Below are 23619 nucleotides of genomic sequence, written 5' to 3' on the forward strand. Positions count from 1 at the left end.
AATTTTAATTGTTTTGCCAGCGTGGCTTTGGCCCCCGCTTTTTATTAGCAGTCTGGAGCCGATCATTAAGTAAAGCGGATTCGGTCGACGACCGATGTGAATAACTCGTATTGAGTTCTTCGGCAGGGATTAGAATTCGCGTTTTGGGACCACCCGGCTGATATGTTTGGATATCACCATTGTGGATCCGCCTGTGAACAGTGCTCAACGACATCCCTGTCTTGGCTACGAATTCATTGATACTGAAAAATGAGCTGGAGTTCTGAGCTGACTTCATGAAAAAACACTCGCAAAAGGACTTAAAGACGACCAGTTACGAGTGATTTGAGCAGGAGTTTGCTGTCACGCTGAGTGAATTCGCTAGCTCACGTTTTCACACTTTTTTGGATGGGGCGAAAAAGGGAGTGTATTGCCAGTCCGGTCCCAGTGAATTTTTGATAGAGCGAAGGTCTCCACGAATCGTGTCTATATCACATTGAAAAAAAGTGCTGAACGCGGCATGCAATTTGGTCACGTTCTTACTTACCGATGTCGGGAATTTGTCGTAGAACACTCGCCAGTAATGCTGTAAGGCGAACCGACGCTGAAAAGTTCCCAACGTATTTTTTGAGGTGTTTTCCTTTGCCGCAATATCCATCCAATCCTGAAGATGACCTGGAACCTGGGAGCCTCTCAGTGAATCCTCCAAAATGTCAGGGAGTATCCCTCGACTGAATGTTGGATAGATATCCGGTACAGCCATCAGAGTGGTCCCTTCCGCTGGATTAAGAGCTGACAGCTCAGAGACGTACGGAGATTGGATGGGTTGAGGAACAGGAAGTCGTGGTGCTGCCAGTGACTGTAATCGCCACTTCTGGCAGAATGACTGATACTCCCGGACCCACTCCTCTGATTCTTCAAGTGTTCTATCTTGAGCAGTATTTTGAACAAAGCAGGGGATTCCGAACTTGAGAATGTTCTCCCCATTTTGATTTAACCAGCGATCATGATCTTTAAGAAATTCCTCATTCATCAGCAACCAGCCACAGTAGGCACGCATTGTGAGATTGAATTTTCTCAACCTGTCATTGGCCACATCTTCAAGACTCTGGCAATCAGCCTCTGATTGTTTGAGAACATCAGCTGCGAATTGATCCAGCACAATATCCTGATAAGGTTTCAGCAACGGATAGGACAACGGCATTCCCCGCCAAAATCCAATGTACTGCGTGTTTTGTGAGAGTTTCCGCTCACGAACCAGGACATTGGTATCAAAATTTTCCTCACCGATTTCCTGGCATATCATATTCAGCAATTCGATTGGAAATATGTAACTCAGCTTTTCGGACTCCTCCGTGTATTCTCCATTGCTATGCAAGATCTGTTTCATTGGCAGTTTGGTTGAAAACTGCACATTACCCTGGACCGTCACGTCTCCCCTCCTGTCCTACTCAAAAACATTGATCCTGGAGAATCTAAAAAAGAACTGGCTTTCTCCTTTCTAAAAGTAGGCGAGAGAGATTTTTTTGTCAGGTGCTTTTTTGAATGATAAAGACGAAAAACAATAAAAAAGATGCCCCAGTCCGTGATACAGTTCTGGGAGCATCCATTTCCGTCCAAATAGGTATTTGGGGTGAGATATTCAAAATATGCAATTGACAATTCAATTCGGAATTTTCAAGAATCAATTGGCGATCATCAACTCATTTGCCAATAAGTTCAGACAGAGATCAACATCAGTAGGCATCCCGCGTAGCCAGCGGGTGAACTGGTGCAGCATCAGGCCAGCAGCGATGTTGGCCGTGTAAATGGTGCTGCGGGCCGTGCACTGACCGGACTGGGCCGCGGACTGCTTGAAGAGCGTACTGCTGTAATGCTGCCGGGAATTGGGATCCGTGGCTGTTAGGATCCGCATCGATTCTCCCAGCATGCGGCCATCGCTCCAGAATTCGCAGCGGTCCTGGAGGGATCGCCAGATTGATTCCCGGGTGCTGATCCGGTCGACGCAGCAGAAGACGACTGCCCCGACTTCCATGCGTGAGCGGTAGCGGTCGGCTACTTGGATGATTTCAATGGTGGGATCAAGTTGCTGGATGCGTCGGGCGGTGGCCTCGACTTTGAGCTGGCCCAGATCCTGATGGTCGTAGCCCTGCGTCGTGATGTTCGTTGGCTCGACCTGATCAAAATCGATCAACTGCAATCGGGGGATTCCCAGAGCCGCCAGTTGCAGTGCGACCTGTCTACCAATCGCTCCCACGCCGATCACGGTCACCTGCAGTTCTTGGATCCGATCCCGGGGAACGAGATCGGCTTGTCTTATATAGCGATCAGGATTAGTCATGCGTTGAACTCCAGAATTGAGTGGGGATTGTCAAACAGGTCGCCATATTCCCAGAGTTCGTCCGGTTCCATGAGGTCCGTCCATTTCTGAGATTGGTCGACGACATTCTCGTCGTATTCCTCCTGCCAGGCTGCATAGTCGGTGCCGGCAAACGGCTGCTGGTAGTCGATCGAGGTTTTGATCCGCATGCGGGAGTGCTGCATGCGGTTCCAGCGGAGCTCGGCGTAGCGTTTGCCTTCCCTGGCCAGGATAAACATCACCGCCCAGTCACACTCCCCGAAACTGGTTTCCATGGTGTCCAGGTCGGTGGGACTCGGTTCCGGGGACTCCCCCGGATGCGTGTGAATCCAGATACGAGCAAACTGCTCGGGTTTCAGGCCGCGATCAATCTGCTGATCGAAGTAATCCGCAATCGCGTCTTCAGCAAAGCTGACAGTCACGGCTGTGCAGATTTGCGGCAGCAGCACCAGCTCTTCAACGTACAGCAGATCGTCTGCAGAGGAGATGCCGAATCCCCCCACTTCAGTCGGGCCGGCATCGCGCAGGTAAATCAACTTGGCCCAAGCCGTTGGGCTGAACTTCAAGGCCGGTCGATGAAAGCGTTTACGGCGAGGTCGTCTCTGCAGGCGTCGAGGGAGTGGGGATTTGTTGGGGGTGCGTCGTTTCATAATGGTTGTCCTCTTCTTCTTCGAGTTCAGGATCAGTTTCAGAAAGGGTTTCGTAACAGGCTTCGCAATAGCCATCGGTCAGGCAGTTACTGCAGAAGTCGTGGTTGCATTCGCTGCACGTATTGAGGCAGTCGCCGCAATGGGGTGCAGAGCACTCCTCGCAGGATTGCAGACAGGAACTGCAGAGTGAGTCGTGGCAGTTCCGACAGGAATCACAGCACTGATGGCAGAAGGGATCTTCACAGCCACTGCAGAGGGTGAGGTCGTCATCGCTGCAACTGGTTCCACAATCCAGACAGGGAGTGCCGTACCACTCTTTGAGCGTGACATAAGCCGAATCGTCATTGTAGGTATTGAGCGTGCTGGCGACGATCAGAAAGAAATCGCAGAAACGCCCCTGAGCCAGTGCCGCTTCGATCCCCGACTTCGCTTCGCCTTCGCAGAGGATGCCATCAGAAATGTGCGGATGGACGAAGTCAGAATTGGCATTCGAGGGAGCCGGGTCGAGAGCGTGGATATCATAGCTCGGGCCAGGACCTTCCGACGTCCAGTTGTAAACGATATCAAAGCGGCCAAGAGTGATGTCTTCGAGAGTGATCTCGTCTGTCACCACACGGAGGATGCCGTGTCGTAGATCGATACTCACTTCGCTGAATTCATTCGGTAACGCGATCAGTTCTTCATAGAGCAGACGCAGGTCGGGTGGAGGGAATCGCGATTTGACAGACTGCTCCAGATCGCGTGTCCGTTGTCGGAGATCGGTAGCCAGACGTTCCATCGTGAAGATCAGCCGTGTATTGATGATCCGTTCGGCCATTCGCCATTCGTGGTCTTGAGCCAACTGCTTCTGTCGCAGCAATCGCTGGAGGCGATTCCAGTCTTTATCAGGGAGATCGAGCTCCTGATTCGACGGATCGACCAGCATTGCCTCCCGAATGGAGATCGCGGCTCGCAGGGCAAGTCGCTGAAAGTCATTCATAGGGTGCCTTTCTCAAAAAGTGTTTGTGAAAGAAAAAGGGCCGGGCGGCCAGATTCAATAACCTGACCGCCCGGCCCACAAAATCTCAGGGAGAACTCATTCTCCCCAGCAATTCATCAACGCCCTGCAGGAGCAAACTGAACTCTCTCAGTCTCCCAACGCCCATGCGACTGCCCAGAGGCTCCCCGAGCCCCCTCGATTTTGGTGGGGGTGAGGGAGACGCGGTCGCCTTCCTGGAGGATGTAGTCTGAGCTGACTGGTTGGCGGTTGACGCGGATGAGATAGTCGGCTGCGATGCCGTGTTTGAGACGTTGGTCAACGAAGTGTGAGATGGTGGTCTCAGGTTCGATGGAGATGTAGTCGGCGAAACCGCCGCCGTCGTTGTTGATATAGAGAATCTTCAAAATGGGCTCCTTGTGTGAAAGTGAAGAAGATGTGGTGACTCATGATTCATTGAGTCGGTCTTGTTGCGTACTGCAGGAGCAGAACGGACGATTCAGTCTCTTGTCGTTCATGCGACTGCAACTGGTAAAGCAGAATGCTTTAGCGTCGCGGGCGACGTCTGTTGAGGCGAATGTCGCCGCCCTGGATGTTGCCGATCATCAGCACGGCAAAGGTGATTCCGAAGACGACATACGACTCGCAAATCCCTCCGATAATGCCGGCAATCGTCAGCGAGCCATTCAGGTAGGCGGCATTTAGCTTTTGCCGAGCGGACATGATCCTCCTTGTGGAGTTTGAGACTTGAGGAATTCCGGAGACATCCAGCAATCCTCGGGGAGCGGATGTCGCAAGCGATGGACGCCGACACTGTGCTGGCGATCGAGTTCATCCCAGTCGAGGATCGGAATGTCGTCATCGATGACATCGGGGTAGAGCGGGATGAATCCCCGCGAATGGATCGTATTGACCGATTCGCCGGTGGCTCGGGCGACGGCCCGGTCGAGATCGCGTTGTCGCATTGTGCAACCAGATTCAGAATTGGGATTTAGAGAGTGAGATTGAGAAGTCATAAGGATTCCTTACTTGTGAAAGTGCGTAAAAAAACTCCCGCGGAACGGGAGTCAGGGAGCAGACCGCCATAAGGTGGCCGTTAGCGAGAAGCAGTCGATGACGACGAGTCGCCTCAGTAATCGTCCGGCATCAACACGGTCGTGAGCGTATGATCCGCTTCGGTGATGATCCAGAATCTTTGCTGATCGGCCGAGTGATACACCGAGAAGACACGGCCACCAGATTCCAACGCCCGCTCGTTGGCTTGCCGGTCCTCCGAAGAGCAGTCTCTCCAGTCGCCTGTCAGATGGCGTGTGAGAGCCGTAAAAACTTCGGCGTGAGGCAACTGAGCAAGAGCATTAGGCGTGATAACAATTTGGCCGGGAGGGAAGCGTAAGCGGCCAGAGGAAGAAGAGAGAAAGTTGTCGTTGAACGCGATCATAGAACCTTTCTAGCGTGGAGAAGATTTGTAAGTGGCTGTGATCTGGAAATAGATCACCCAGACCAGTTCAAAGCAGAAGGCCAGGAATGCCAGGAAGACGCGAAATACAAACATGATGTCATAAAGCGGGCTCGTGATGACCTCAGGAATTAACTCTGGAGCGTCGCTCGGAATAATAAGTAACAATCCTCCAATCACCAGACCAAAAAAGACCGAATTAATCATGTCTGCAATGAAACCAAATTGAATAAAACGAAGGCCAGTCTGCGGCTCGGATTCGCAGCGTGCGACTGCGCGCTGTAACCACACAAATATCCCTCCAGAAATAAAATAAATGATGAGTTCGAGGAACAGAAATAACCAGTTGAACCCCGTCAAATGTTCATGAAAGGTGATTTCCCAGACGGTCAACACGATTGAGGCTGCCAGTAGTATTCCATACCCGCGCCTGGCGTAACGCAACGCATAATTGTTGAGTGACGATTCTATCGTCGGAGGCAATGGAGGACTTTTTGTGGGGTCAGCAGCAGGATGAGCTGCCTGGAATGCTGAAACTGTAGAGATCGGTTGCCAGTGCTGCTCACCAACCTGACAGATCAGATCTCGGGGCTTGATCGTTCCACTGGCCAGTTGCAGTTCGATGTATGCTGAGGAATAAGGACCTTCTGATTGACCATTCCGAGCCAACCACCAATCCTGTTTAGGTAATACTGGTGGTTCAGGGCTTTGTGGTTCAGGAGGATGAGCAGAGTGTGATTCGGACATAAGAGTAAATCCTTAGCTGAATAGAAGACGAAAATGTCACCGTAAATGAGAGCCATCAATTGGCAAACAAACTGGTTAAGCCTCTCAAGATGAAGAGACGAAATTGATTTGCGACAGCCAGAATAATGACAAAAACCAGACAGCCAATTCCTCCCTGAATCGAGAGGATGTCAGTCTTGTCAGCATGAAACTCTCTGATGAAGCGAGGCACGAACTTGGGCAGATAGGAATATGGTTCACAGTCTTCTGGAGATATTTCTGGGTTCGTGAACTGTATTGATGGGAAAGTTTGTTCTGCTGGTCGCCAGGACTTCCCGTCGGTGGAGACCGAGGTATTGGCTTCAATCTGCCCAGACTTCAGGAGTTCCTGCATTTCTAACTGCGAGAGTGGGCCGAACATTTGCTCCTGTCGTTTGATGTAGTACGTGAGTGTGGTCATGTGATTTTGTCTTTCCTTGAAGCAGGAACTGATATTGTGAATCACTAATAGCACTATAGTGCCTACGGTGAACTACTATTGCAAGTGCGGCTAAGAGAGGAATTGCGACGATGTACACAGAGGAGTTCCTCCATGGCCAAGCAAAAACAACAAATTCAACATGCCGCCGTCGTGAATCGGTTTGCTGCCCGCTTGCGGGAACTGAGAAGTTCGCGGGGCATGACGCAGAAAGAGTTGGCTCAGGTCGCGCAGATTACGCCAACCTATGTTTGGCGACTTGAGACCGGCAAGGTGGCACCTGGCATCGACTTGATCGAGCGGCTCGCCAAAGGATTGCAGACCACAATCGCGGATCTGATCCCGGAAACAGATGCTCCTCAGTCTGAAAAACTACTCCGCCAGCAAGCTCGCAAACGCTTCGACGAACTGCTGGACAACGCGAGCAAAGAAACACTGCTAATGCTCAATCCGCTACTGGCACGCCTGTGTGAAACCAGCCGAAAATCAGCGTGATCCAATGCTGACCGCGAGAAGTGAGGAGGATTGACGCCTTGGGAAGACTAAGCTATCTCCATCACCTTATGATGACACGTTTTTGCCGATTGTTTAGCGAATGTATCGACCCGTTGAATTAATTCGAGTTGTAGTGAAGACCAGAATCGCCCAAATCATGTTCGAAGCAATTGTCTTGAGTAAATCGCTGCTGAGTAAGGTGGTTTAACAGCCCATAGATATTCTCGATCCGCGCGATATTTTCGGGCTTCTCATCATTCCATGCTGAGCTTACTAGGAGGATGGCTCTGATGGATGGTGTTACGTTATTGGGAGTTCTTACCGACGTTATGAATCAACCGACCGCCAATACCTTTCGCACTCTGATCCGCGATTGGTTACTTGTACCATGGCGCACGATCATGCGGCCTTCCATCGTGTGTTCGCAACAGCAAAATGCTCGATTGATCAGGCAGAATTGAAAGTCTTCGATCTTTTCACGGCAGGAAAGCAAGCCGATACTGTCTTGGCTGAATCGTACTGACATAGGTTCAATTCGTCCTGATTTTGGCAACTTGGCAAAGTCATCGGAATTCAAAAATGTTCTTGAGACAACACAGTTGTTGATCCTATTGGTCTTGGTTGCATTTTCAACAATATCCAGAGTTCTTTTTGCACCAGCACCCAGCAGGAACTCAGCGCCAATCGCACCTGCTGTCGAACTGTACTTCTTGGGATACAAGTTTGGATCTACGAGATTCAAGTGTAAGTCAGGACGATCCCAGTCCACTTTCTTAATCGAAAGATCAACAGATTCAAAAGGGGCTCCTCCTGGAATTTTTTCCAGAATAAAATCGTTTGATGTTTTACCAGGGCAATCGCATGAATTGGCTCGGGAAATGCATGGTATTCAATTCGGTTTTTGAGACCAGTACGGTCTCGTTATGCGCAGGGACTTTTGCAACATTTTTCCGGAGCAATTGTCATGTTTACCGACCCGTTGTCATTTTTACTTTTCTTTAATGACCTTCCTGATCCACGTCAGGACAAAAAAGTTGTTTACTCGTTAACCGACATGATTTTTCTAGCGATGTGCGGAGCGGTTGCCAATTGTGATACTTGGACCGACATCGAACATTATGGCAATCAGCACCTTGAACTCTTCCGAAAGTATGTGCCGTTGACCAATGGCATTCCCTCCCACGATACATTCAGCCGCGTCTTTTCGCGGCTCGATCCGGTTGCGTTTTCCGAGTGTCTGATCAAATGGGTCGACTCCCTTCAAGTGGATCTCAAAGATCAGGGCGTGCATCTGGACGGCAAAGTTCTTAGACGCAGTTTCGACAAAGCCGCTGGCAAAAACGCCCTGAATGTTGTGACGGCCTGGGCCGGGGATTTGCATTTGTGCCTGGGGCAGTTGCCCGTCAAAGAAGGCTCCAATGAGCGAACCGCTGTGCCGAAACTCATCGAGTTGCTGGAGTTGACTGGAGCAGTTGTCACGCTCGATGCATTGCACACTCAAAAGTCGACTGCTAAACAAATTCGTGAGAAAGGAGCCGATTACATTTTGACGGTCAAGGGGAATCAGCCCAAACTCTATCACATCATCAACGAGACCTTTGCCAGACTCTCTGAAAATGATTTCAACCACTCCCGCGTTCGCCGGCACACGACACAAGAACACAATGGGGGTCGGGATGAGTATCGCCGCTACACGGTCTTCCCGGCTCCGGCCGCTATCGGTCAACTCGGATGGACGGACGCTCAAACGATAGGCATGGTGTACCGCGAACGAACGGTGAATGGGAAGACATCACAAGAGTTGATGTACTTCATCAGTTCGTTGCCACCCAAGGTCCGCAAACTGGCTAAGCACGTTCGGGACCATTGGAAAATCGAGAACCAGATGCACTGGAGTTTGGACGTGACATTTGCAGAAGATACAAGCCGGATCCGCAAAGGCGAAGGCCCAGCCAACGCCGCAATTTTCCGACGACTGGCTCTGACAATCGTGAAGCGAGACCAGAGCGAAAAGAAGAGCATGAGACTCAAACGACTCACCGCCAGCTGGAGTTTCGAGAATTTATTGCGATATCTGACAGGAAATCAAGCGTGAGTTCATGCGATTGCCCTGGATGTTTTACCCCACCAAGCGACAAAATTATATGTATCGATTACTGAATCTGCTACAGTGCGAGTAATGTCAAGGTATCCCTGAACTAACCCCTGACCAAACCCTTGAATCTCAGCGACTTTTTGATCAGAGAATCGATCAAGTGGTGTTACTGTTTCGATTGTTGGGTTTGAGGTAACGTTCTTCTCTTCCACCGCCTCAATCTGATACTCCGGTTGGTTCTGTTGATTCGCTGCCTGCTGTGCTTGCAATTGGGCAATCGCATCATCCAATTGCGGTTTGGTTACGCCGTAGACTTCACCGAATGTGGTAAAGTCGTCTAAGTCGGTTTCAGCATACTCCAGGTCATCATCTTGATTGCCGTTCATGTCCGTTGTTTGAAGAATTTCATCGGGCAGGTAATCCTGATCGTCATCCAGTATTGGATTCCCATCATCATCGGTCAGAATCGTTGCCAGAATCCAACCGACTTGATTACCTTCGTCATCAAAGGCTTTGAAAATTCCGAGTGTTAGATCTTCGACTTCATCAGAAGCACCATTATCCCCACACGCACAATTGCAATCGTCGTGTTCTTCCGTGCTTTCTCCATCTGTTGGGTCTGGGGTCGGATTAGCCCGCATTTCTCACCCGGTTTCTCATTTCTTCTCCCGGGGGCTTGCGGGGCGGGAATTTGGTTTGGTGGGTGGGGATTGGGAGCGTGGAGGGGGTGTCGAGAGGTGTTTTTTTGGTGCCAGGTCGGATTTCAGGCCGTTTTTGTCAGTTCGGCGCGTACCGCGAGCGCGGTGGGCGCTGTGGTGGACTCTTTCGAAGCCGATTGGGCTCATCCAGGGACAGGGTGCGGCGGGAGGTCTTGCAGGTTTTGCCAGACCTGGCCGAACAACTCGCGATACGGGTATGCTTCCGACAGTGACAGCCACACCTTCCGGCACGTCACCCGCACCTGTGCCCCGATCTTGAGCAGCTTCACGCGAATCGTATCGCAGCGGGCCTTTGCGTGATCGGTTCCCTGTAAGCCGTGACGTCGCAGAGCCGCCAGCAGCACATAGGCCACCGAAGAAAACCACAACCGCAGTTGATTGGCCCGCATGGTCGCACAACTCGTCCGGTCGGCGAACAGACACAACTGCTGTTCCTTGATCCGGTTTTCCATCTCGCCGCGCTGACAATACAGATCTTCATACAGCGTCCGGGCATCGGCCTGGTCTTCTGTCAGATTCGTCACCACAAACCGCGGGTTCTCGCCTTTCGAGAGATGCTCGGCCTTGGCGACAACCCGCCGCTGGCAACTCCAACTTTTCAACGTCCGGTACCGCAGGTCAGCGAACAGGCGAGCGGCTTGTTTCGTGTCGTCAAAAAAGAGCTTGGCGGCCACCCGCTGAGCCTCAATCATTTCCTTGAGTCGCTCGTTTTTGGCCAGCCCCAAAATGTATTGGACTTCGTTCTTTTCGCACCACTGCATGATCGGCTCGCGACAAAATCCGCTGTCGCCGCGAATCACGATTCGCACCTCCGGCCAGCGCTGGCGAATCAACGGCACAATCCGCTGCAACTGTTCCACTGTCCCCAGACTGGCATCGATATCGGCCGGTCGGAGCTGCGCACACAGCAGGTGCTCGCCACAGAAAATATACAGCGGCAGATAGCAGTACTGCTTGTAATAACCGTGAAAGAATCGCCCGAGTTGATGTCCGTGCAGTGGATCATCGGTGGCGTCGAAATCGAGAATGATTTCTTCGGGCGGCCTCTGGTGAGCGTCGAGAAACAGATCCACGAACAAACGTGAGAAGTCGCTGCAGTTGGCCGTGATCTTTTTGTAGCGGCTCTCCGGGCTGGCTCCGGGGGGAGTCAACTCGAGTCGATTGAGCGTGCTTTTGCCGGCCAGAGCATGCCCGCGATCACGTTCCCGCGCTCGCTGTTGTCCGGTCAGATCGTCTTTGCCGGCCAGCAGCGCGAGCAATGGATCATCCCGCAGGCGGTCATGATCATTGAGGTCTTCATAGCCGAGCGTTAACGCAAAAATACGCTGCCTGACCAGTTCGAGCACGGAGTGCTCAATATAATCGAAATCGCGATGATCGCTAAAACAACCAGCGACCCGTGAAGTCAACTTCAGCTTGTTATCGAGTTCCCGCAGCAAGAGCCCGCCCGCATCGGAGGTGATCATCAGACCATCAAAATTGGCCACGACTTCGCGACGCTGGTGGGGTTGAAAAGTGAGGGACTTTGTGGAACACTGTGTCATGAGAAGGCTGCCTGTCGTTTGGGGTGAAAGCTGTTGTGAGAAAACAACTTATCCCAAACCAGGCAGCCTTTTTCCACCCCCGGGTGAGAAATCCGGGCTAGGATCGATGAACGAGAATCTGCCCGGCTTCATTACCATGACGCCCGCCAGCGGATTCGGCGGTGCGCAAAACTACGGAAGTTCATTCCTGCCCGCGCATCATCAGGGGACTCGACTTGGTACAGAAAAACGACCGATCGCGGACATCCTCGACCGCATTGCACGACTGGCGCTGCCGCCACCCGTGGTCGAGTGACGTGACTCGGGAGCGGAACAAAAAGAGTGGAAAACGAGCTTCCCGGCGGAGAAGGTCTGCGCAGGACCAAAATTCCGCCGCTGAAAAACGACTCGACGGGGACCGATTCCCGGTCTCCAGCAGCGGACGGACGAAAAAATGGAGAAAAATCACCACGCGCTAGACACGGGGGGGGGGCGCGATATTAAGATAGGGAGCGATTTAGGCTCAACCCATATGGGAAATGTCGGTTTAACTCGTTTCACCCCAGGAGCACACTTATGTTAATGAGAACTCTTGCCTGTTTGGCGATCGTGTTTGCAATGGTCGTTCCATCGCTCGCGGCTGACAAGCCGAATATTCTTGTGATTATGGCGGACGATATCGGATGGTTTAACCCCAGCTGTTACAACCATGGGATGATGGGCTATCGGACGCCGAACATCGACCGAATCGCTCGCGAAGGAATCATGTTCACCGACGCATACGGTCAACAAAGTTGCACCGCAGGTCGCGCCGCGTTTATCACCGGGCAGTCACCCAAGCGAACCGGTCTGTTGAAGGTCGGCTTGCCGGGTGATCCGATTGGGCTGCAGTCCGAAGACCCAACGATTGCTGAGCTCCTCAAGCCCATGGGCTACGCGACGGGTCAGTTTGGCAAGAATCACCTGGGCGACCTCGACAAATTCTTACCAACCAATCACGGTTTTGATGAATTCTTCGGCAACTTGTATCACCTCAACGCTGAAGAAGAACCCGAAAACGTTGACTACCCTAAAAACCCCGAGTTCCGGAAGAAATACGGGCCGCGCGGCGTGATCAAATCGACCGTCGACGGCAAGATCGAGGACACCGGACCACTCACCAAGAAGCGCATGGAAACCGTCGACGGCGAGTTCCTTGACGCTACGTTCGACTTCCTGGAACGGCAAACGAAAGCGGACAAACCGTTTTTCTGCTGGTTCAATACGACCCGCATGCACATCTTCACGCACCTGAAGCCGGAGTCAAAGGGCAAGACCGGACGAGGCGTCTATGCGGACGGGATGGTCGAGCATGACGGACACGTCGGCCAACTGCTCGATAAGTTGGACGACCTCGGCATCTCGGACAATACCATTGTCATCTACACGACCGACAACGGTGCTGAGAAATTTTCGTGGCCAGATGGAGGCACCAGCCCGTTTCGAGGGGAAAAGGCCACCACGTGGGAAGGCGGTATCCGAGTGCCTTTTGTCATCCGTTGGCCCGGCAAATTCGACGCCGGCAAGGTCTCGAACGAAATCATTTCGCTGGAGGATTGCCTGCCCACGCTCTTGGCAGCCGCTGGTGAACCGGAAATCAAAGACAAGCTTCTCAAGGGCCACCAAGCGGGCGATAAGAATTTCAAAGTTCACCTCGACGGCCATAACTTTCTTCCCTACCTGACCGGCAAGGCGAAGGCAGGCCCGCGCACGAAGTTCTTTGCCTTCGTTGACGATGGCACGTTGGGGGCCGTTCGGTTCAAGGATTACAAGTTTCATTTCTCGACTCAGAATCATCACGGCATCGATGTCTGGATGCACCCCCAGGAAGTTCGCAAAGCGCCGCTCTTGATCGACCTCCGCGCCGATCCCTTCGAAGCAGCGCCGGAAGAATCATCCTACTATGACGATTGGGTCAACCGCCGCATGTATGTGATGGTTCCCCTCAAGGATATCGTCGGCGAATTCATGGCGACCTTCAAAGAGTTCCCCCCACGACAAGAGGGAGGAAGTTTTACGCCCAAGCAATAGTTGTCGCACTTTCGCTGGCCCGATCGCTCCCAGGCCGATTCCTGGGAGCAACTCGTTTTATTTACAAACATACAGCGGAATTGGATTTCGCAGTGGACGAGATGAATGAACAACTTTACCGATTCCCTTGACGCCGTTCGAGCGTCGCCCACTTCACCATAGCGAGCTTAACTATGAAATCGTTCCATATTGCTACCTTGGTAGCGTCAAAGTATTCGGCAGCTTTTTTGGCCGTTACCCTGATTGCAGTCCGGGGATATGCCCAGGACGCCTTGCCTTTCCCGCCGACGCCGCTTGATAGCGTCGTCAAGCCGCTGCTACAGGATTCGACGATGAAGTGGCCGGCCGAGCCACAGCGTTTGAAAGAGGGCGCGCCCAACATCCTGATCGTGTTGATTGACGATGTGGGCTTCGGCGTGTCGGAAGTTTTCGGCGGCGAAGTCTCCACCCCGGCGTTCAAAAAAATCGCCAGCCAAGGCCTGCGCTACAATGCCTTCCACACGACGGCGATTTGTTCGCCGACGCGAGCTTCGTTGCTGACGGGACGCAATCACACTCGCGTCGGTTCGGGCACCATTTCCGAGCGGGCCGTCGCGTTTGACGGATTCACCGGTATCATTCCACGCGAGGCGGCAACGGTTGCGGAAGTGCTGCATCACTACGGCTATAAGACGTCAGCGTTCGGCAAGTGGCACAACACGCCGGCGACCGAGACGACCAGCATGGGGCCCTTCGACCGTTGGCCGACCGGCTACGGGTTTGACTACTTCTTCGGGTTCATCGCTGGGGAAACTTCGCAGTGGGAACCGCGATTGACCCGCAATCGTACTCACATTGAACCCCCACACGACGAGAACTACCACCTTTCTGAAGGCATGGCCGAAGAAGCGTTGCAGTGGCTCGACAATCACCAAGCCTATTCGCCCGACAAACCTTTTTTGATGTACTGGGCTCCTGGAGCCGTGCATGGTCCGCATCATGTTGCCCAGGAATGGGCCGATAAGTACCGGGGGAAATTTGATGACGGATGGGACGCCTATCGCGAGCGTGTCTACAAACGTCAGCTCGAAACGGGCATCATTCCCGAAGGCACCAAGCTGACCAAGCGTGACCCGACCATGCAAGGCTGGGAGGAGATTCCCGAATCGCAGCGACCGTTTCAGCGCCGGCTGATGGAAGTCTATGCGGGCTTTGTCGAGCATACGGACCATCAAGTCCTACGTGTGATTGATGGGTTAGAAGAACGTGGCCTGCGAGAAAACACGCTTGTGATTTACATCTGGGGCGACAACGGATCGAGTGCCGAAGGTGTCCAGGGAACCGTCAGCGAGCTGCTCGCACAGAACCAGATTCCCACCACCGTCGACCAGCAAATCGCAGCTCTCAACCAACTGGGCGGGCTCGATGCGATCGGGACCGCCGCCGTCGACAACATGTACCACGCTGGCTGGGCCTGGGCCGGAAGCACACCCTTCAAGGGCACCAAGCTCGTGGCGTCGTACTTCGGCGGGACGCGGAACCCGATGGCAATTTCCTGGCCCGCGGGCATCGAGCCGAGCGACGAAATTCGGTCGCAGTTCCACCACGTAATCGACATCGTGCCGACCATTTACGACATTCTTGAGATCACACCGCCGAAGGTCGTTCTGGGAGCCGAGCAGATGCCGATGGATGGACGCAGTTTGGCGTACACCTTTGAGGACGCCGCGGCACCGACCACAAAAAAGGAGCAGTTCTTTGACAACTTTGCCAGTCGGGGAATCTACAAAGATGGCTGGATGGCCTGCACGTTCGGGCCGCTTTACCCGTGGGATCCGGCAAACAATCCGGAACGCATGCAGGGCTGGAATTCAGAAGACGACGTCTGGGAGCTTTATGATCTGCGAAGCGATTTTTCACAGGCAAACGACTTGGCCGCCGCTCATCCTGAGCGGCTTGCCAAAATGAAAAAGGAGTTTCTGGTCGCTGCCGAAGACAACAAGGATTTCCCGATCGGCGGTGCGATTTGGACGCGAATTCACCCGGAAGATGTGGTGGGCACGAAATACACCAGCTGGACATTCGGCCCGAACACACGTCGCATGCCCGAGTTCACTGCGCCTGGACTGGGTAAGAAGAACAACCGAGTCGAAATCGATTTAGAAGTCGGCGACAAAGCAAGTGGAGTGCTCTATGCACTGGGTGGCGCTGCCGGGGGTCTGACCTGTTACATGGACGCCGGCTACCTCTGCTACGAATACAACCTGATGATCATCGAGCGTTACACCGTGAAATCGAAGGAACCAATTGCGGCGGGCGAGCACACGATTGTTGTCGACACATCACTCCCAAAACCCGGTGCCCCGTTAACGCTGGTGATGTCTGTTGACGGCGACGAAGTCGCCAAGATGACCACGCGCCTGTCCGTACCAGCCGCGTTCTCAGCAAGTGAAACCTTTGATGTCGGTGTCGACCTCGGCTCGCCCGTTTCGCTCGACTACGCAGAAAAGCGTCCGTTTAAATTCAACGGCACGATCCGCACTGTCAAAGTCGAATTGAAGTAAGACGAAACCACGCGGGCACGACCATCACCTTCTCCTCAAAAAAATGAGCACCGAACGATGAAATTGTTCTCTATTGCAATACTGTTGGTCATGCCCGGGACGTGTCTGGCGCAAGACATCCTGCCGTTCCCACCCGCTCCTTCGGGATCCCAAGCGGGCGTGACGATTGAGAGTTCGACTTACAACAAACGGGTTGAACCGAAACGCTTGTCGTCCAATGCACCGAACATTCTGATTGTCCTCATTGACGATGTCGGAGCGGGAACTCCGTCAACGTATGGTGGTGAAATCAACACTCCGACGCTCAGCCGCATTGCAGGGTCGGGTGTTTCTTACAACCGTTTTCACTCGACGGCGATGTGCTCGCCCACCCGGGCTGCGCTGCTGACTGGTCGCAATCATACGCGCGTCGGTAATGGTCAGATTGCTGCGATTGCCAACGATTTCGATGGGTTCAGCGGAGTGATTCCGAAGACGTCGGCAACGATGGCCGAAGTACTCAAAGCGTATGGTTACAACACCTCGGCTTTCGGAAAGTGGCACAACACGCCTGAGGAGCAGATCACGAACAAGGGACCGTTCGACTACTGGCCAACCGGTTACGGGTTTGAATACTTCTATGGGTTTCTGGCCGGGGAAGCGTCTCAGTATGAACCGACGATGGTTCGAAACACAAGCTACGTCGAACGTCCGGAAACCAGCGGCGGCAACGAGCATTATCACTTGTCCGAAGACATCGCCGACGATGCAATCACCTGGCTGCGAGATCAGAAAGCCTACTCTCCCGACAAACCGTTTTTCATGTACTGGGCACCCGGTGCATCACATGGTCCACATCAGGTATCGAAAGAATGGGCTGACAAGTACAAAGGAAAATTTGATGATGGCTGGGACGCCTACCGAAAGCGCGTCTTCGCGAACCAGAAGAAACTCGGTTGGATACCAGAAGGCACACAGCTAACGCCGAGAGCCGATTCGATGGCTTCGTGGGAATCGATCCCAGAAGAAGAAAAGCCGTTCCAGCGGCGGTTAATGGAGATTTTTGCTGGCTTCACCGAACATGCCGACGCACAGGTTGGTCGGATTATCGATGAACTCGAACGACAGAAGCGTCTGGAAAACACGCTGGTTCTGTACATCTGGGGCGACAACGGCTCCTCTTCGGAAGGGCTCTACGGCACGATCAGCGAGCAACTGGCCCAGAACGGGATTGCAACAAAAATCTCTCAACACCTGGAGGCACTCGAAGAACTGGGCGGATTGGATGCACTCGGCGGTCCCAAAACTGACAACATGTATCATGCTGGCTGGGCTTGGGCGGGGAGCACGCCGTATCGAGGCACCAAATTGCAGGGGGCTTATTTTGGCGGTACGCGACAACCGATGGCCGTCTCCTGGCCAGCCAAGTTGAAAGGCGACAAGGTCGCGCGATCCCAGTTTCATCACGTGGTCGATATCGCACCGACCATCTATGAATTGCTGGACATTTCGCTCCCGCAAGTCGTCAACGGATTTGCGCAAGATCCGATTGATGGCGTCAGCATGGCTTACTCACTGAATGATCCGAAAGCTGAAGGAACCCGAAACACGCAGTTCTTTGACATCATGGCGAGCCGTGGGATCTATCACGACGGTTGGTTTGCCTCCGCACGTGGTCCCCGCGAACCTTGGGTGGGTGGCATTCCACCGGGGATTAAGGAGTGGTCGCCTTTGACGGACAAATGGGAGTTGTTCAACATTGAAGAAGACTGGAGTCAGTCGAACGACCTTTCGAAGGCCAATCCCAAGAAGCTGGAAGAGATGAAGGAGTTGTTCTTAACGGAGTCGGCCAAGAATAAGAACCTGCCCATCGGTGGTGGGCTCTGGTCGACCGTTCTCTATCACCCTGAAGACGCGCCCGCGCCGCCGTCCACGCAGTGGTCGTTCTATGGCCCGGTCTCGGGCACTCCGGAATCGGCTGCACCCAAACTGGGCAAGGTGAGCAGTAAAGTCACGATGGACGTCAATCTCCCCAAAGAAGCAAGTGGCGTGCTATACGCGCTGGCGGGATTTTCCGGGGGCTTGACGTGCTATATGGATGACGGAGAGCTGTGCTATGAGTTCAATCTCTTTGAGATCGAGCGCACCAAGGTGCGTTCAAAGACGCCAATTGCAGCGGGCAAACACCGCATCGAAGTCGTCTCGAAACTGGTCAAAAAGATTGGCGGCCCGATTGATGTCTCACTGCTTGTCGATGGTAAGGAAGTTGCCAAAGGACGCGTCCCACGCGGCATGTCGCTGCACTTCACCAGCAACGCGACCTTTGACATCGGCCGCGACCAGGACTCGCCCGTATCTTTGGACTACTACGACCAAGCCCCATTCCTATTCGAAGGCAAAATTCAAACCACGGAAATTCGTTACCTGGAAAAGAGGTGAAATAACTTCCTTATCTTGATTAGATGTAGGCAGTATTTTCCATCTCCGGTTTCATCCTCTATGACGAAGGCTGGAATCCAGGTGTCGTCGTCGCGACCTTCAATCATGAGAAATACCTGCTGGTCAACTGCAAGCTTCGGGTACAATGCCAACTAGCCTGGCTACCGATGCCCCTGCTCAATTCGCAGTCAAGATCAAACTTGACAAGGATACGGTCCGTTTGCCGGGGAGGAACCGGCGATGGCTGCCGTCTATACCGAGGATGTCCAGATCGCCGAAATATGGATCATGTTTGTGGTTCTCGCCCCAAACCGGCTTCGGTACCTGATGTAGCATCCCAATCTTGATCTGTGAACCGCGTCGGATGCATCAGCCGCCAGCACGACGGAATTGTCGTTCGAGGCAGTGGTGGTTTCCACCGACCGCAGTTCGGGTACGCGAAAATCGCAGTCAAGGTGATGACATCCGGCAGTTCGCGAATGGCTCTGGTCGTGCCCAAGGACGAACCGTCCTTGTGCGCTGGGAATTCCGTCCGAATCTGCTTCGGCTTTATTGACAGGAGGGATTTTACACACCGTACGTCTTGAGTTGCTCTTTCAAGGGCGAGTCACACCTTAGTTGATGTAACCTCTTCCCATACTTTAGATTCTAACACGGTCGACTGCGTGACGGTCCGATAAAAAAGTTCTAACCGTGTCTGGTTGCCCCGACTGAGAAACCAAACAGGTCGTCGTGTTGATTTACAGCGAACTGTTTCTCGTTTGGTGGATGCGAGTTACGCAAACCACGAAGCCCAACCCAGTAAATTCAAACAGGCGACGCAACGAAGGGGCATTGCTCGAAATTACTGTCGGCGTGGAACTTACGGAGTTCAAATCCAGTCGCCAGTTTCGCGGCTCGCTACTCTGGTTCGAGCACTAATCGGGGAGATTTGTACGTTTATGCAAACCCAATCCCTTGACCACAGCGTTGCAGGCGGGGTTTTGCTGTTGATTGGGCTTTGGGAACCACGTCCTTACACGAGCGCAGTTCGCAGCATCGATGTGCAGGTTCGAAGCGGCATCCGGACAGCCCCACAGCAAATGGAACATAACGGTTCTTCGCTGGGCCATTCAGGGAGGATGGACGATATCGTCCATTCAAAAGATACATATGAAATACCAATTCTATTATAACAGCATCCCCGAATTTTGAGTTCTACAGGTAGAGGGAAATGATCTCTCAAAATGAACGGCTAATCATTCCTGCGAAGTCTTACATTCGATAGAGTTTAGAAATACTTAGCTTGAGGTCCGGTGGCAAGTGATGCGGCGTCACTGATAACTGTGTAGTTGAAATCGTACGCACAAAGGTATCGAAGACGAATGGAATGGAATAGGCTGGCTGCCCAAACCGTGAATGATATTGAGCCCTGAAATGCGTGCTCTCTCGAAATCTCCCCAGGCCTTCGGGCCAGCTGAGGGCAATACGAGTTCCAGTATGTGGCAAGCGGTATTTGGAGTTGGGGACGCGTTTTTATTCTGTTTGTTATGGTTGGATTTTAATGTCCTTTATGGCTCATCTACTGACTCAGTGATTTTAGAGCCCAACCTGTTTGAATTATCAGAAATGCTTCCCCTCAGCCTCATCAGATCTCTCTTCTTTTCATGATCACCGGTATGAAACTTTTCGGCCCACGCTGGATTAGCGGCATTCCTCATGTTTTGCTGAACGCTAATCAACATGTTCTGTATTGATTTGATTTGATTATTTGTCATGTTTAGATTCCTACTCATATTGCAAAGAAAAACCGCGAACTTTCAGTTTTCACACGGTTTAAAATGGACAGTTCAATAGTGTTTCTGAACATCAGCAGAGACTTATTGAAACCATCCTGTTCTGTAGTTCCTGGTCTATCATGAACATTGCACTTCACCGAGAATCTCTCACTAACTTGTTGGCTAGTAGATAGCGCCTGACTGCCGATAGTTGTATTTATTCGTTGGTTTCCTGAATCAATAAAACCTCTGACTTTAAGGTCGCAAAGTTCGTGTCTAAAAATCACACCATTGTCGAACGGTGCTGACGATCCGGAGTGATGAATCCGATAATGCCGTCAGGCGTTGATCGCAAAAAATTACAGCATGGCAGATTCATGGGTAAAACCTGCCAGGCTGACTGATAGTTAAAAAAGAAGCAGACCAGGCTGACCACAATGGCCAGCCTGAAGCCTGCTATCCTGCCCTACTGATTCTCCACCGCGAGGCATTTTCCGGACACTCCTCAAGTGGAATGAATGGATCGGTGAGACCAGCTTCGTGCATTTTATGGCCAAGCTTCAATGCGAGGTGCGTGCTACGCTTTGAAATGCCAAGCTTTTCACCAATCTCAACCAATGTCGGTCGGCGAGTCGTATTACTCTCATAGATTTCCAGGGCTTGCATGGCATATTTGGGAGCCATAGACGGTTCAAAAAGATCGACACAAATCGTTTTCTGAAACAATTCAGATTCAGTGGATGTCAAATCCTCATCTGACAACAGCAGACGTAATTCGTCCGGTAACAGATGAATCAGCTGAATCGTAAATTCAGCCCTCAGGACGACCTTCGAGGAACCAAACTGCTGACAGGGAATGGCTCGTATTGGAGCCACCAGTAACTGACGGAGTAGTGGAGTCGTTTGATTTTGGTTCAGTGAGATCTGCTCAGAAGCTTCCTGCAACTTTTCGAAAAGTTGTTCCCGGGTGGGAACTGCAACAGCAAGTGATTTTCGAGCCTGAAGTTGTTGCTCAGAAAGCTGAATAGTTTTCTTGTCACTCTGAAGTTGGCTGAGCTTTTCTTTGACCGTATCAGTAGGTTCCATATCCTCCAGAAAGAGTTCCAAAAGCTTATTCTCCTTTTTCTTCACCTCGGCGATTTGTCGATTGAGTTTCTTTAACTCAGCTTCGATTTCTGCTGAACATGTCATCCGCGATTCCGCATATTCCAGCAGACTATCAATCTGATCCGAACAGGCGGAAAGAATCTCTTGAGACATAGCTGCTCCAATCCTCTGATGCGTCAAATCCCGAATACTGGTCGCCTTGTTCCAGCATTGTCTTTGTTTGACTCCACTACAGCGATACCCTCCCTCATTTCGGCCTTCCATATACATCGGACGACCACATATGCCGCACTCGAAGATCGTTGAAAGTGGCCCACGAGAATCTCGTGGTATGCCGTACAACAAGCTTTCTCTTCCATGCTTTGGTTTGACAGTGCTTAATTCATTAAGCTTCTGATTGGCTTGGTGCCATAACAGATCTTCAACAATTTGCAGATGAGGCATTGGACGCCATAGGACTTTGTCGGGATTGGGATTTTCCTCGCATTTTGTTTTTCCTGTCGAGTGAATTTTTTTAGCGACTGTAACCCGATAACTTTCCTCACCTCGATAGATGGGTTTTCGAATTAAACTGATAACATTTTTTCGCGTCCATTCTGGTTTTGAAGAATTTGACGTCTTGGGAAGACATTCTTGAGTCAGGTACTCAGCCGCTTCCCACGTAGAGTGCCCTGTAGCAACCATTTCATAGACCCGTTTGATGTTAGGTTTGAATCGTTCTATGACTCGGTCGAATTTCGGAGCTTTTGGATTTTCTGGATTTACTTGATACCTCTCATAACCGGGATTTAAGAGCCCGATGGCGGCTCCCATTCTCCAGAGCCCATCGAGTGCACGTTTAATCCGGTATCGAGTTTTGAAGTTATCATGCCCGTGATGTCTCTGAGCATCTTCCAGCCGACTCTGCCAGTCTTCATCCGCGGTATCAACTCGATCGCCGATACAAATAATTCGGATTCCGGCATCGACTGCACGACCAACTAAGTCAATACATGGGGCAACCCCACGAAATAAACGGCTCGAGTCTTCGACGATTATTAGTTGCCAAAGCAAAGCCGCAATTCCAGCTAAAACCTTATTAATTCCTGACCGACTGCGAATCTCTCCAGAAATTCCTTCATCCTGAAGTCGGTCTACTGAGCTGGTATCAACGCCCTGTTCTTCGAGAAATGCAACATTTTGTTGATGTTGATCATCAATACTCTGACTACGTTGTTCCTCTGTGGAATATCGCGCATAGCTCAAAATTTTGGTATCTTTGTTAATGGGGTGCTGTAAATACATGATTATCTATCCTTGATCTGTTAAGATCGAAATTGAAAATTGCTGTCCTGGAACTGGGAATCATTTCCTTGGTAACAGGACGATTGAATTCGTGTCAGAAAATGCTGAAGATTGCTACGAACTGATCTGGTGAATTTGAAGCTATCGCTTCATTTGATCTATTCGATTTTCTCATCGATTGGCATTGTGATGGCCAGTTCGATGATCAGTCGCAACCACTCAACTTGAACCTTTTTTAAGTTGGAAGTCTGAATGGCGTTAACTGCTTTTTCAGCATCTGTAACTGGCAAATCTGCTTCGGATTGAGCCACTGGCGAAACCTTTACTGATTGATTTGATATGGGGAGGGGAGAGACCATCGCGAATAAAATGGACTAATTCTCGGCTTATTCGTTTATGGTTAGATGAGCATTGAGGGAGCTGGAGTCTGATTGCACAGCCTGTGATTAAGGCAAGAGCATGCCATTGAAGCCGACTTTCTGCAGATTCTGAATTATGCCCACAGGATAGGTCAGTTTTGACTAGCTTTGTAAATTGAAATCGCAGTTTTGAATTTCTAGCTGAAACCCTGCAATCTTCACAAAGTTCATAGACTGGATTGAATTTCAATCGAGTCCAGAATCCAGTCAGAACATGCGGTTCATAAAGAGCAGTGTGTCGACTCTCGCAATAAATAGAACGAGAAATTGAAGCAGAATAGTGCCACATAGTAAGCCTCCTTTGCGGAGGCAGCTCATCCAGAAGATTTGGCACACTGTGCCAAAAAGTTGACTAGTCGTGAATAAAGATGAACAATGATGACTAATGGCCAAAATCACGAATTCGCTATAATTAAAGCGAAATATGAGAAAAGTACCTGAAAAACAGGTTATTGCGGAATCGTAAAATTAGAATCCCCCTCTCTCCGCATCATTCAAGACGCTCATTGCAAGTCTCTATTTTATAACGACTTACGTCGAGCGTCTTTTTTTGTCCCACTGATTG

At 51.5% G+C, this 23619-nt stretch carries 22 protein-coding genes; 7 read left to right on the forward strand and 15 right to left on the reverse strand.

Annotated features, from left to right (window positions below; translation table 11 throughout):
• Positions 1-373: 373 nt before the first annotated feature.
• From Pan54_RS02010 to Pan54_RS02030, 5 genes are all read right to left on the reverse strand, one after another.
• On the reverse strand, positions 374-1411 hold the full coding sequence (locus Pan54_RS02010) for a hypothetical protein (RefSeq protein WP_146501905.1): 1038 nt from the start codon (positions 1409-1411) through the stop codon (positions 374-376).
• A gap of 252 nt (positions 1412-1663) precedes the next feature.
• Positions 1664-2320 (reverse strand): ThiF family adenylyltransferase, encoded by a 657-nt coding sequence (locus Pan54_RS02015; RefSeq protein ID WP_146501906.1) that lies wholly within the window; start codon positions 2318-2320, stop codon positions 1664-1666.
• The gene (locus Pan54_RS02020) at positions 2317-2988 is read right to left on the reverse strand and encodes a hypothetical protein (protein ID WP_146501907.1); all 672 of its coding nucleotides are present in this window, start codon (positions 2986-2988) and stop codon (positions 2317-2319) included. The genes Pan54_RS02015 and Pan54_RS02020 overlap by 4 nt, the downstream gene beginning before the upstream one ends.
• The gene (locus Pan54_RS02025) at positions 2924-3967 is read right to left on the reverse strand and encodes a hypothetical protein (RefSeq protein ID WP_146501908.1); all 1044 of its coding nucleotides are present in this window, start codon (positions 3965-3967) and stop codon (positions 2924-2926) included. The genes Pan54_RS02020 and Pan54_RS02025 overlap by 65 nt, the downstream gene beginning before the upstream one ends.
• A gap of 116 nt (positions 3968-4083) precedes the next feature.
• Positions 4084-4371, reverse strand: a complete 288-nt coding sequence (locus Pan54_RS02030) for a molybdopterin converting factor (protein ID WP_207310024.1) — start codon at positions 4369-4371, stop codon at positions 4084-4086.
• Between the two features lies 1 nt (position 4372).
• Between Pan54_RS02030 and Pan54_RS02035 the strand changes: the two genes are divergently transcribed.
• Positions 4373-4669, forward strand: coding sequence for a hypothetical protein (locus tag Pan54_RS02035; protein ID WP_146501909.1), 297 nt, complete (start codon positions 4373-4375; stop codon positions 4667-4669).
• Here Pan54_RS02035 and Pan54_RS02040 read toward each other — a convergent pair.
• The 4 genes from Pan54_RS02040 to Pan54_RS02055 all read right to left on the reverse strand — a co-directional run bounded on the left by Pan54_RS02040 (position 4666) and on the right by Pan54_RS02055 (position 6606).
• Positions 4666-4980 (reverse strand): hypothetical protein, encoded by a 315-nt coding sequence (locus Pan54_RS02040; protein WP_146501910.1) that lies wholly within the window; start codon positions 4978-4980, stop codon positions 4666-4668. The two genes, Pan54_RS02035 and Pan54_RS02040, sit on opposite strands and share 4 nt — an antisense overlap.
• A 113-nt stretch (positions 4981-5093) precedes the next feature.
• On the reverse strand, positions 5094-5402 hold the full coding sequence (locus tag Pan54_RS02045; protein ID WP_146501911.1) for a hypothetical protein: 309 nt from the start codon (positions 5400-5402) through the stop codon (positions 5094-5096).
• 9 nt (positions 5403-5411) lie between these two features.
• On the reverse strand, positions 5412-6167 hold the full coding sequence (locus Pan54_RS02050) for a DUF4339 domain-containing protein (RefSeq protein WP_146501912.1): 756 nt from the start codon (positions 6165-6167) through the stop codon (positions 5412-5414).
• Positions 6168-6222: 55 nt separating this feature from the next.
• Positions 6223-6606, reverse strand: a complete 384-nt coding sequence (locus tag Pan54_RS02055) for a DUF4339 domain-containing protein (RefSeq protein ID WP_146501913.1) — start codon at positions 6604-6606, stop codon at positions 6223-6225.
• A 132-nt stretch (positions 6607-6738) separates the two neighbouring features.
• Between Pan54_RS02055 and Pan54_RS02060 the strand changes: the two genes are divergently transcribed.
• Positions 6739-7119, forward strand: a complete 381-nt coding sequence (locus tag Pan54_RS02060) for a helix-turn-helix domain-containing protein (protein WP_146501914.1) — start codon at positions 6739-6741, stop codon at positions 7117-7119.
• 334 nt (positions 7120-7453) lie between these two features.
• On the opposite strand, the gene Pan54_RS02065 is transcribed toward Pan54_RS02060, so the two are convergent.
• Positions 7454-7888, reverse strand: coding sequence for a hypothetical protein (locus Pan54_RS02065; RefSeq protein ID WP_146501915.1), 435 nt, complete (start codon positions 7886-7888; stop codon positions 7454-7456).
• Positions 7889-8083: 195 nt separating this feature from the next.
• On the opposite strand from Pan54_RS02065, the gene Pan54_RS02070 reads away from it, so the two are divergent.
• Positions 8084-9214: an ISAs1 family transposase gene (locus Pan54_RS02070; RefSeq protein WP_146501916.1), complete on the forward strand. Its 1131-nt coding sequence runs from the start codon at positions 8084-8086 to the stop codon at positions 9212-9214.
• Between the two features lie 2 nt (positions 9215-9216).
• Here the strand turns inward: Pan54_RS02070 and Pan54_RS02075 are convergent, their stop codons facing one another.
• Together Pan54_RS02075 and Pan54_RS02080 are read right to left on the reverse strand one after the other, a co-directional pair.
• Complete coding sequence (locus Pan54_RS02075; protein ID WP_146501917.1) at positions 9217-9855, reverse strand: hypothetical protein; 639 nt, start codon at positions 9853-9855, stop codon at positions 9217-9219.
• 200 nt (positions 9856-10055) lie between these two features.
• A complete protein-coding gene (locus tag Pan54_RS02080) occupies positions 10056-11477 on the reverse strand; it encodes an IS1380 family transposase (protein WP_146501918.1) in 1422 nt (473 codons plus the stop codon).
• Here Pan54_RS02080 and Pan54_RS02085 point away from each other — a divergent pair.
• The 4 genes from Pan54_RS02085 to Pan54_RS02100 all read left to right on the forward strand — a co-directional run bounded on the left by Pan54_RS02085 (position 11476) and on the right by Pan54_RS02100 (position 18487).
• Entirely contained in the window at positions 11476-11772 is a 297-nt protein-coding gene (locus tag Pan54_RS02085) for a DUF1501 domain-containing protein (protein ID WP_146501919.1), read from the forward strand. The genes Pan54_RS02080 and Pan54_RS02085 overlap by 2 nt on opposite strands.
• A gap of 266 nt (positions 11773-12038) precedes the next feature.
• Positions 12039-13526, forward strand: coding sequence for an arylsulfatase (locus tag Pan54_RS02090; protein ID WP_242631193.1), 1488 nt, complete (start codon positions 12039-12041; stop codon positions 13524-13526).
• Positions 13527-13699: 173 nt separating this feature from the next.
• Positions 13700-16069, forward strand: coding sequence for an arylsulfatase (locus Pan54_RS02095; protein WP_146501921.1), 2370 nt, complete (start codon positions 13700-13702; stop codon positions 16067-16069).
• Positions 16070-16126: 57 nt separating this feature from the next.
• Positions 16127-18487 carry an arylsulfatase gene (locus Pan54_RS02100; RefSeq protein WP_146501922.1) on the forward strand — a complete coding sequence of 787 codons (2361 nt, stop codon included), beginning with the start codon at positions 16127-16129 and terminating at the stop codon, positions 18485-18487.
• Positions 18488-18773: 286 nt separating this feature from the next.
• Here Pan54_RS02100 and Pan54_RS02105 read toward each other — a convergent pair whose 3' ends face one another.
• From Pan54_RS02105 to Pan54_RS25675, 3 genes are all read right to left on the reverse strand, one after another.
• Positions 18774-18986, reverse strand: a complete 213-nt coding sequence (locus Pan54_RS02105; RefSeq protein ID WP_146501923.1) for a hypothetical protein — start codon at positions 18984-18986, stop codon at positions 18774-18776.
• Positions 18987-20700: 1714 nt separating this feature from the next.
• A complete protein-coding gene (locus Pan54_RS02110; RefSeq protein WP_146501924.1) occupies positions 20701-22635 on the reverse strand; it encodes a recombinase family protein in 1935 nt (644 codons plus the stop codon).
• 158 nt (positions 22636-22793) lie between these two features.
• Positions 22794-22946, reverse strand: coding sequence for a hypothetical protein (locus Pan54_RS25675; protein WP_165441534.1), 153 nt, complete (start codon positions 22944-22946; stop codon positions 22794-22796).
• Between the last annotated feature and the right edge of the window lie 673 nt (positions 22947-23619).

Origin of the sequence: Rubinisphaera italica, assembly GCF_007859715.1 — a bacterium.
Taxonomy (GTDB): domain Bacteria; phylum Planctomycetota; class Planctomycetia; order Planctomycetales; family Planctomycetaceae; genus Rubinisphaera; species Rubinisphaera italica.

Bases quoted from the DNA above. Each gene is read 5' to 3' on its own strand.
- Pan54_RS02110 (WP_146501924.1), bottom strand. From the start codon at position 22,635: ATGTATTTACAGCACCCCATTAACAAAGATACCAAAATTTTGAGCTAT.
- Pan54_RS02060 (WP_146501914.1), top strand. From the start codon at position 6,739: ATGGCCAAGCAAAAACAACAAATTCAACATGCCGCCGTCGTGAATCGG.
- Pan54_RS02025 (WP_146501908.1), bottom strand. From the start codon at position 3,967: ATGAATGACTTTCAGCGACTTGCCCTGCGAGCCGCGATCTCCATTCGG.
- Pan54_RS02050 (WP_146501912.1), bottom strand. From the start codon at position 6,167: ATGTCCGAATCACACTCTGCTCATCCTCCTGAACCACAAAGCCCTGAA.
- Pan54_RS02070 (WP_146501916.1), top strand. From the start codon at position 8,084: ATGTTTACCGACCCGTTGTCATTTTTACTTTTCTTTAATGACCTTCCT.
- Pan54_RS02085 (WP_146501919.1), top strand. From the start codon at position 11,476: ATGAGAAGGCTGCCTGTCGTTTGGGGTGAAAGCTGTTGTGAGAAAACA.
- Pan54_RS02015 (WP_146501906.1), bottom strand. From the start codon at position 2,320: ATGACTAATCCTGATCGCTATATAAGACAAGCCGATCTCGTTCCCCGG.
- Pan54_RS02075 (WP_146501917.1), bottom strand. From the start codon at position 9,855: ATGCGGGCTAATCCGACCCCAGACCCAACAGATGGAGAAAGCACGGAA.
- Pan54_RS02055 (WP_146501913.1), bottom strand. From the start codon at position 6,606: ATGACCACACTCACGTACTACATCAAACGACAGGAGCAAATGTTCGGC.
- Pan54_RS02100 (WP_146501922.1), top strand. From the start codon at position 16,127: ATGAAATTGTTCTCTATTGCAATACTGTTGGTCATGCCCGGGACGTGT.
- Pan54_RS02095 (WP_146501921.1), top strand. From the start codon at position 13,700: ATGAAATCGTTCCATATTGCTACCTTGGTAGCGTCAAAGTATTCGGCA.
- Pan54_RS02020 (WP_146501907.1), bottom strand. From the start codon at position 2,988: ATGAAACGACGCACCCCCAACAAATCCCCACTCCCTCGACGCCTGCAG.
- Pan54_RS02035 (WP_146501909.1), top strand. From the start codon at position 4,373: ATGGGCTCCTTGTGTGAAAGTGAAGAAGATGTGGTGACTCATGATTCA.
- Pan54_RS02040 (WP_146501910.1), bottom strand. From the start codon at position 4,980: ATGACTTCTCAATCTCACTCTCTAAATCCCAATTCTGAATCTGGTTGC.
- Pan54_RS02080 (WP_146501918.1), bottom strand. From the start codon at position 11,477: ATGACACAGTGTTCCACAAAGTCCCTCACTTTTCAACCCCACCAGCGT.
- Pan54_RS02045 (WP_146501911.1), bottom strand. From the start codon at position 5,402: ATGATCGCGTTCAACGACAACTTTCTCTCTTCTTCCTCTGGCCGCTTA.
- Pan54_RS02090 (WP_242631193.1), top strand. From the start codon at position 12,039: ATGAGAACTCTTGCCTGTTTGGCGATCGTGTTTGCAATGGTCGTTCCA.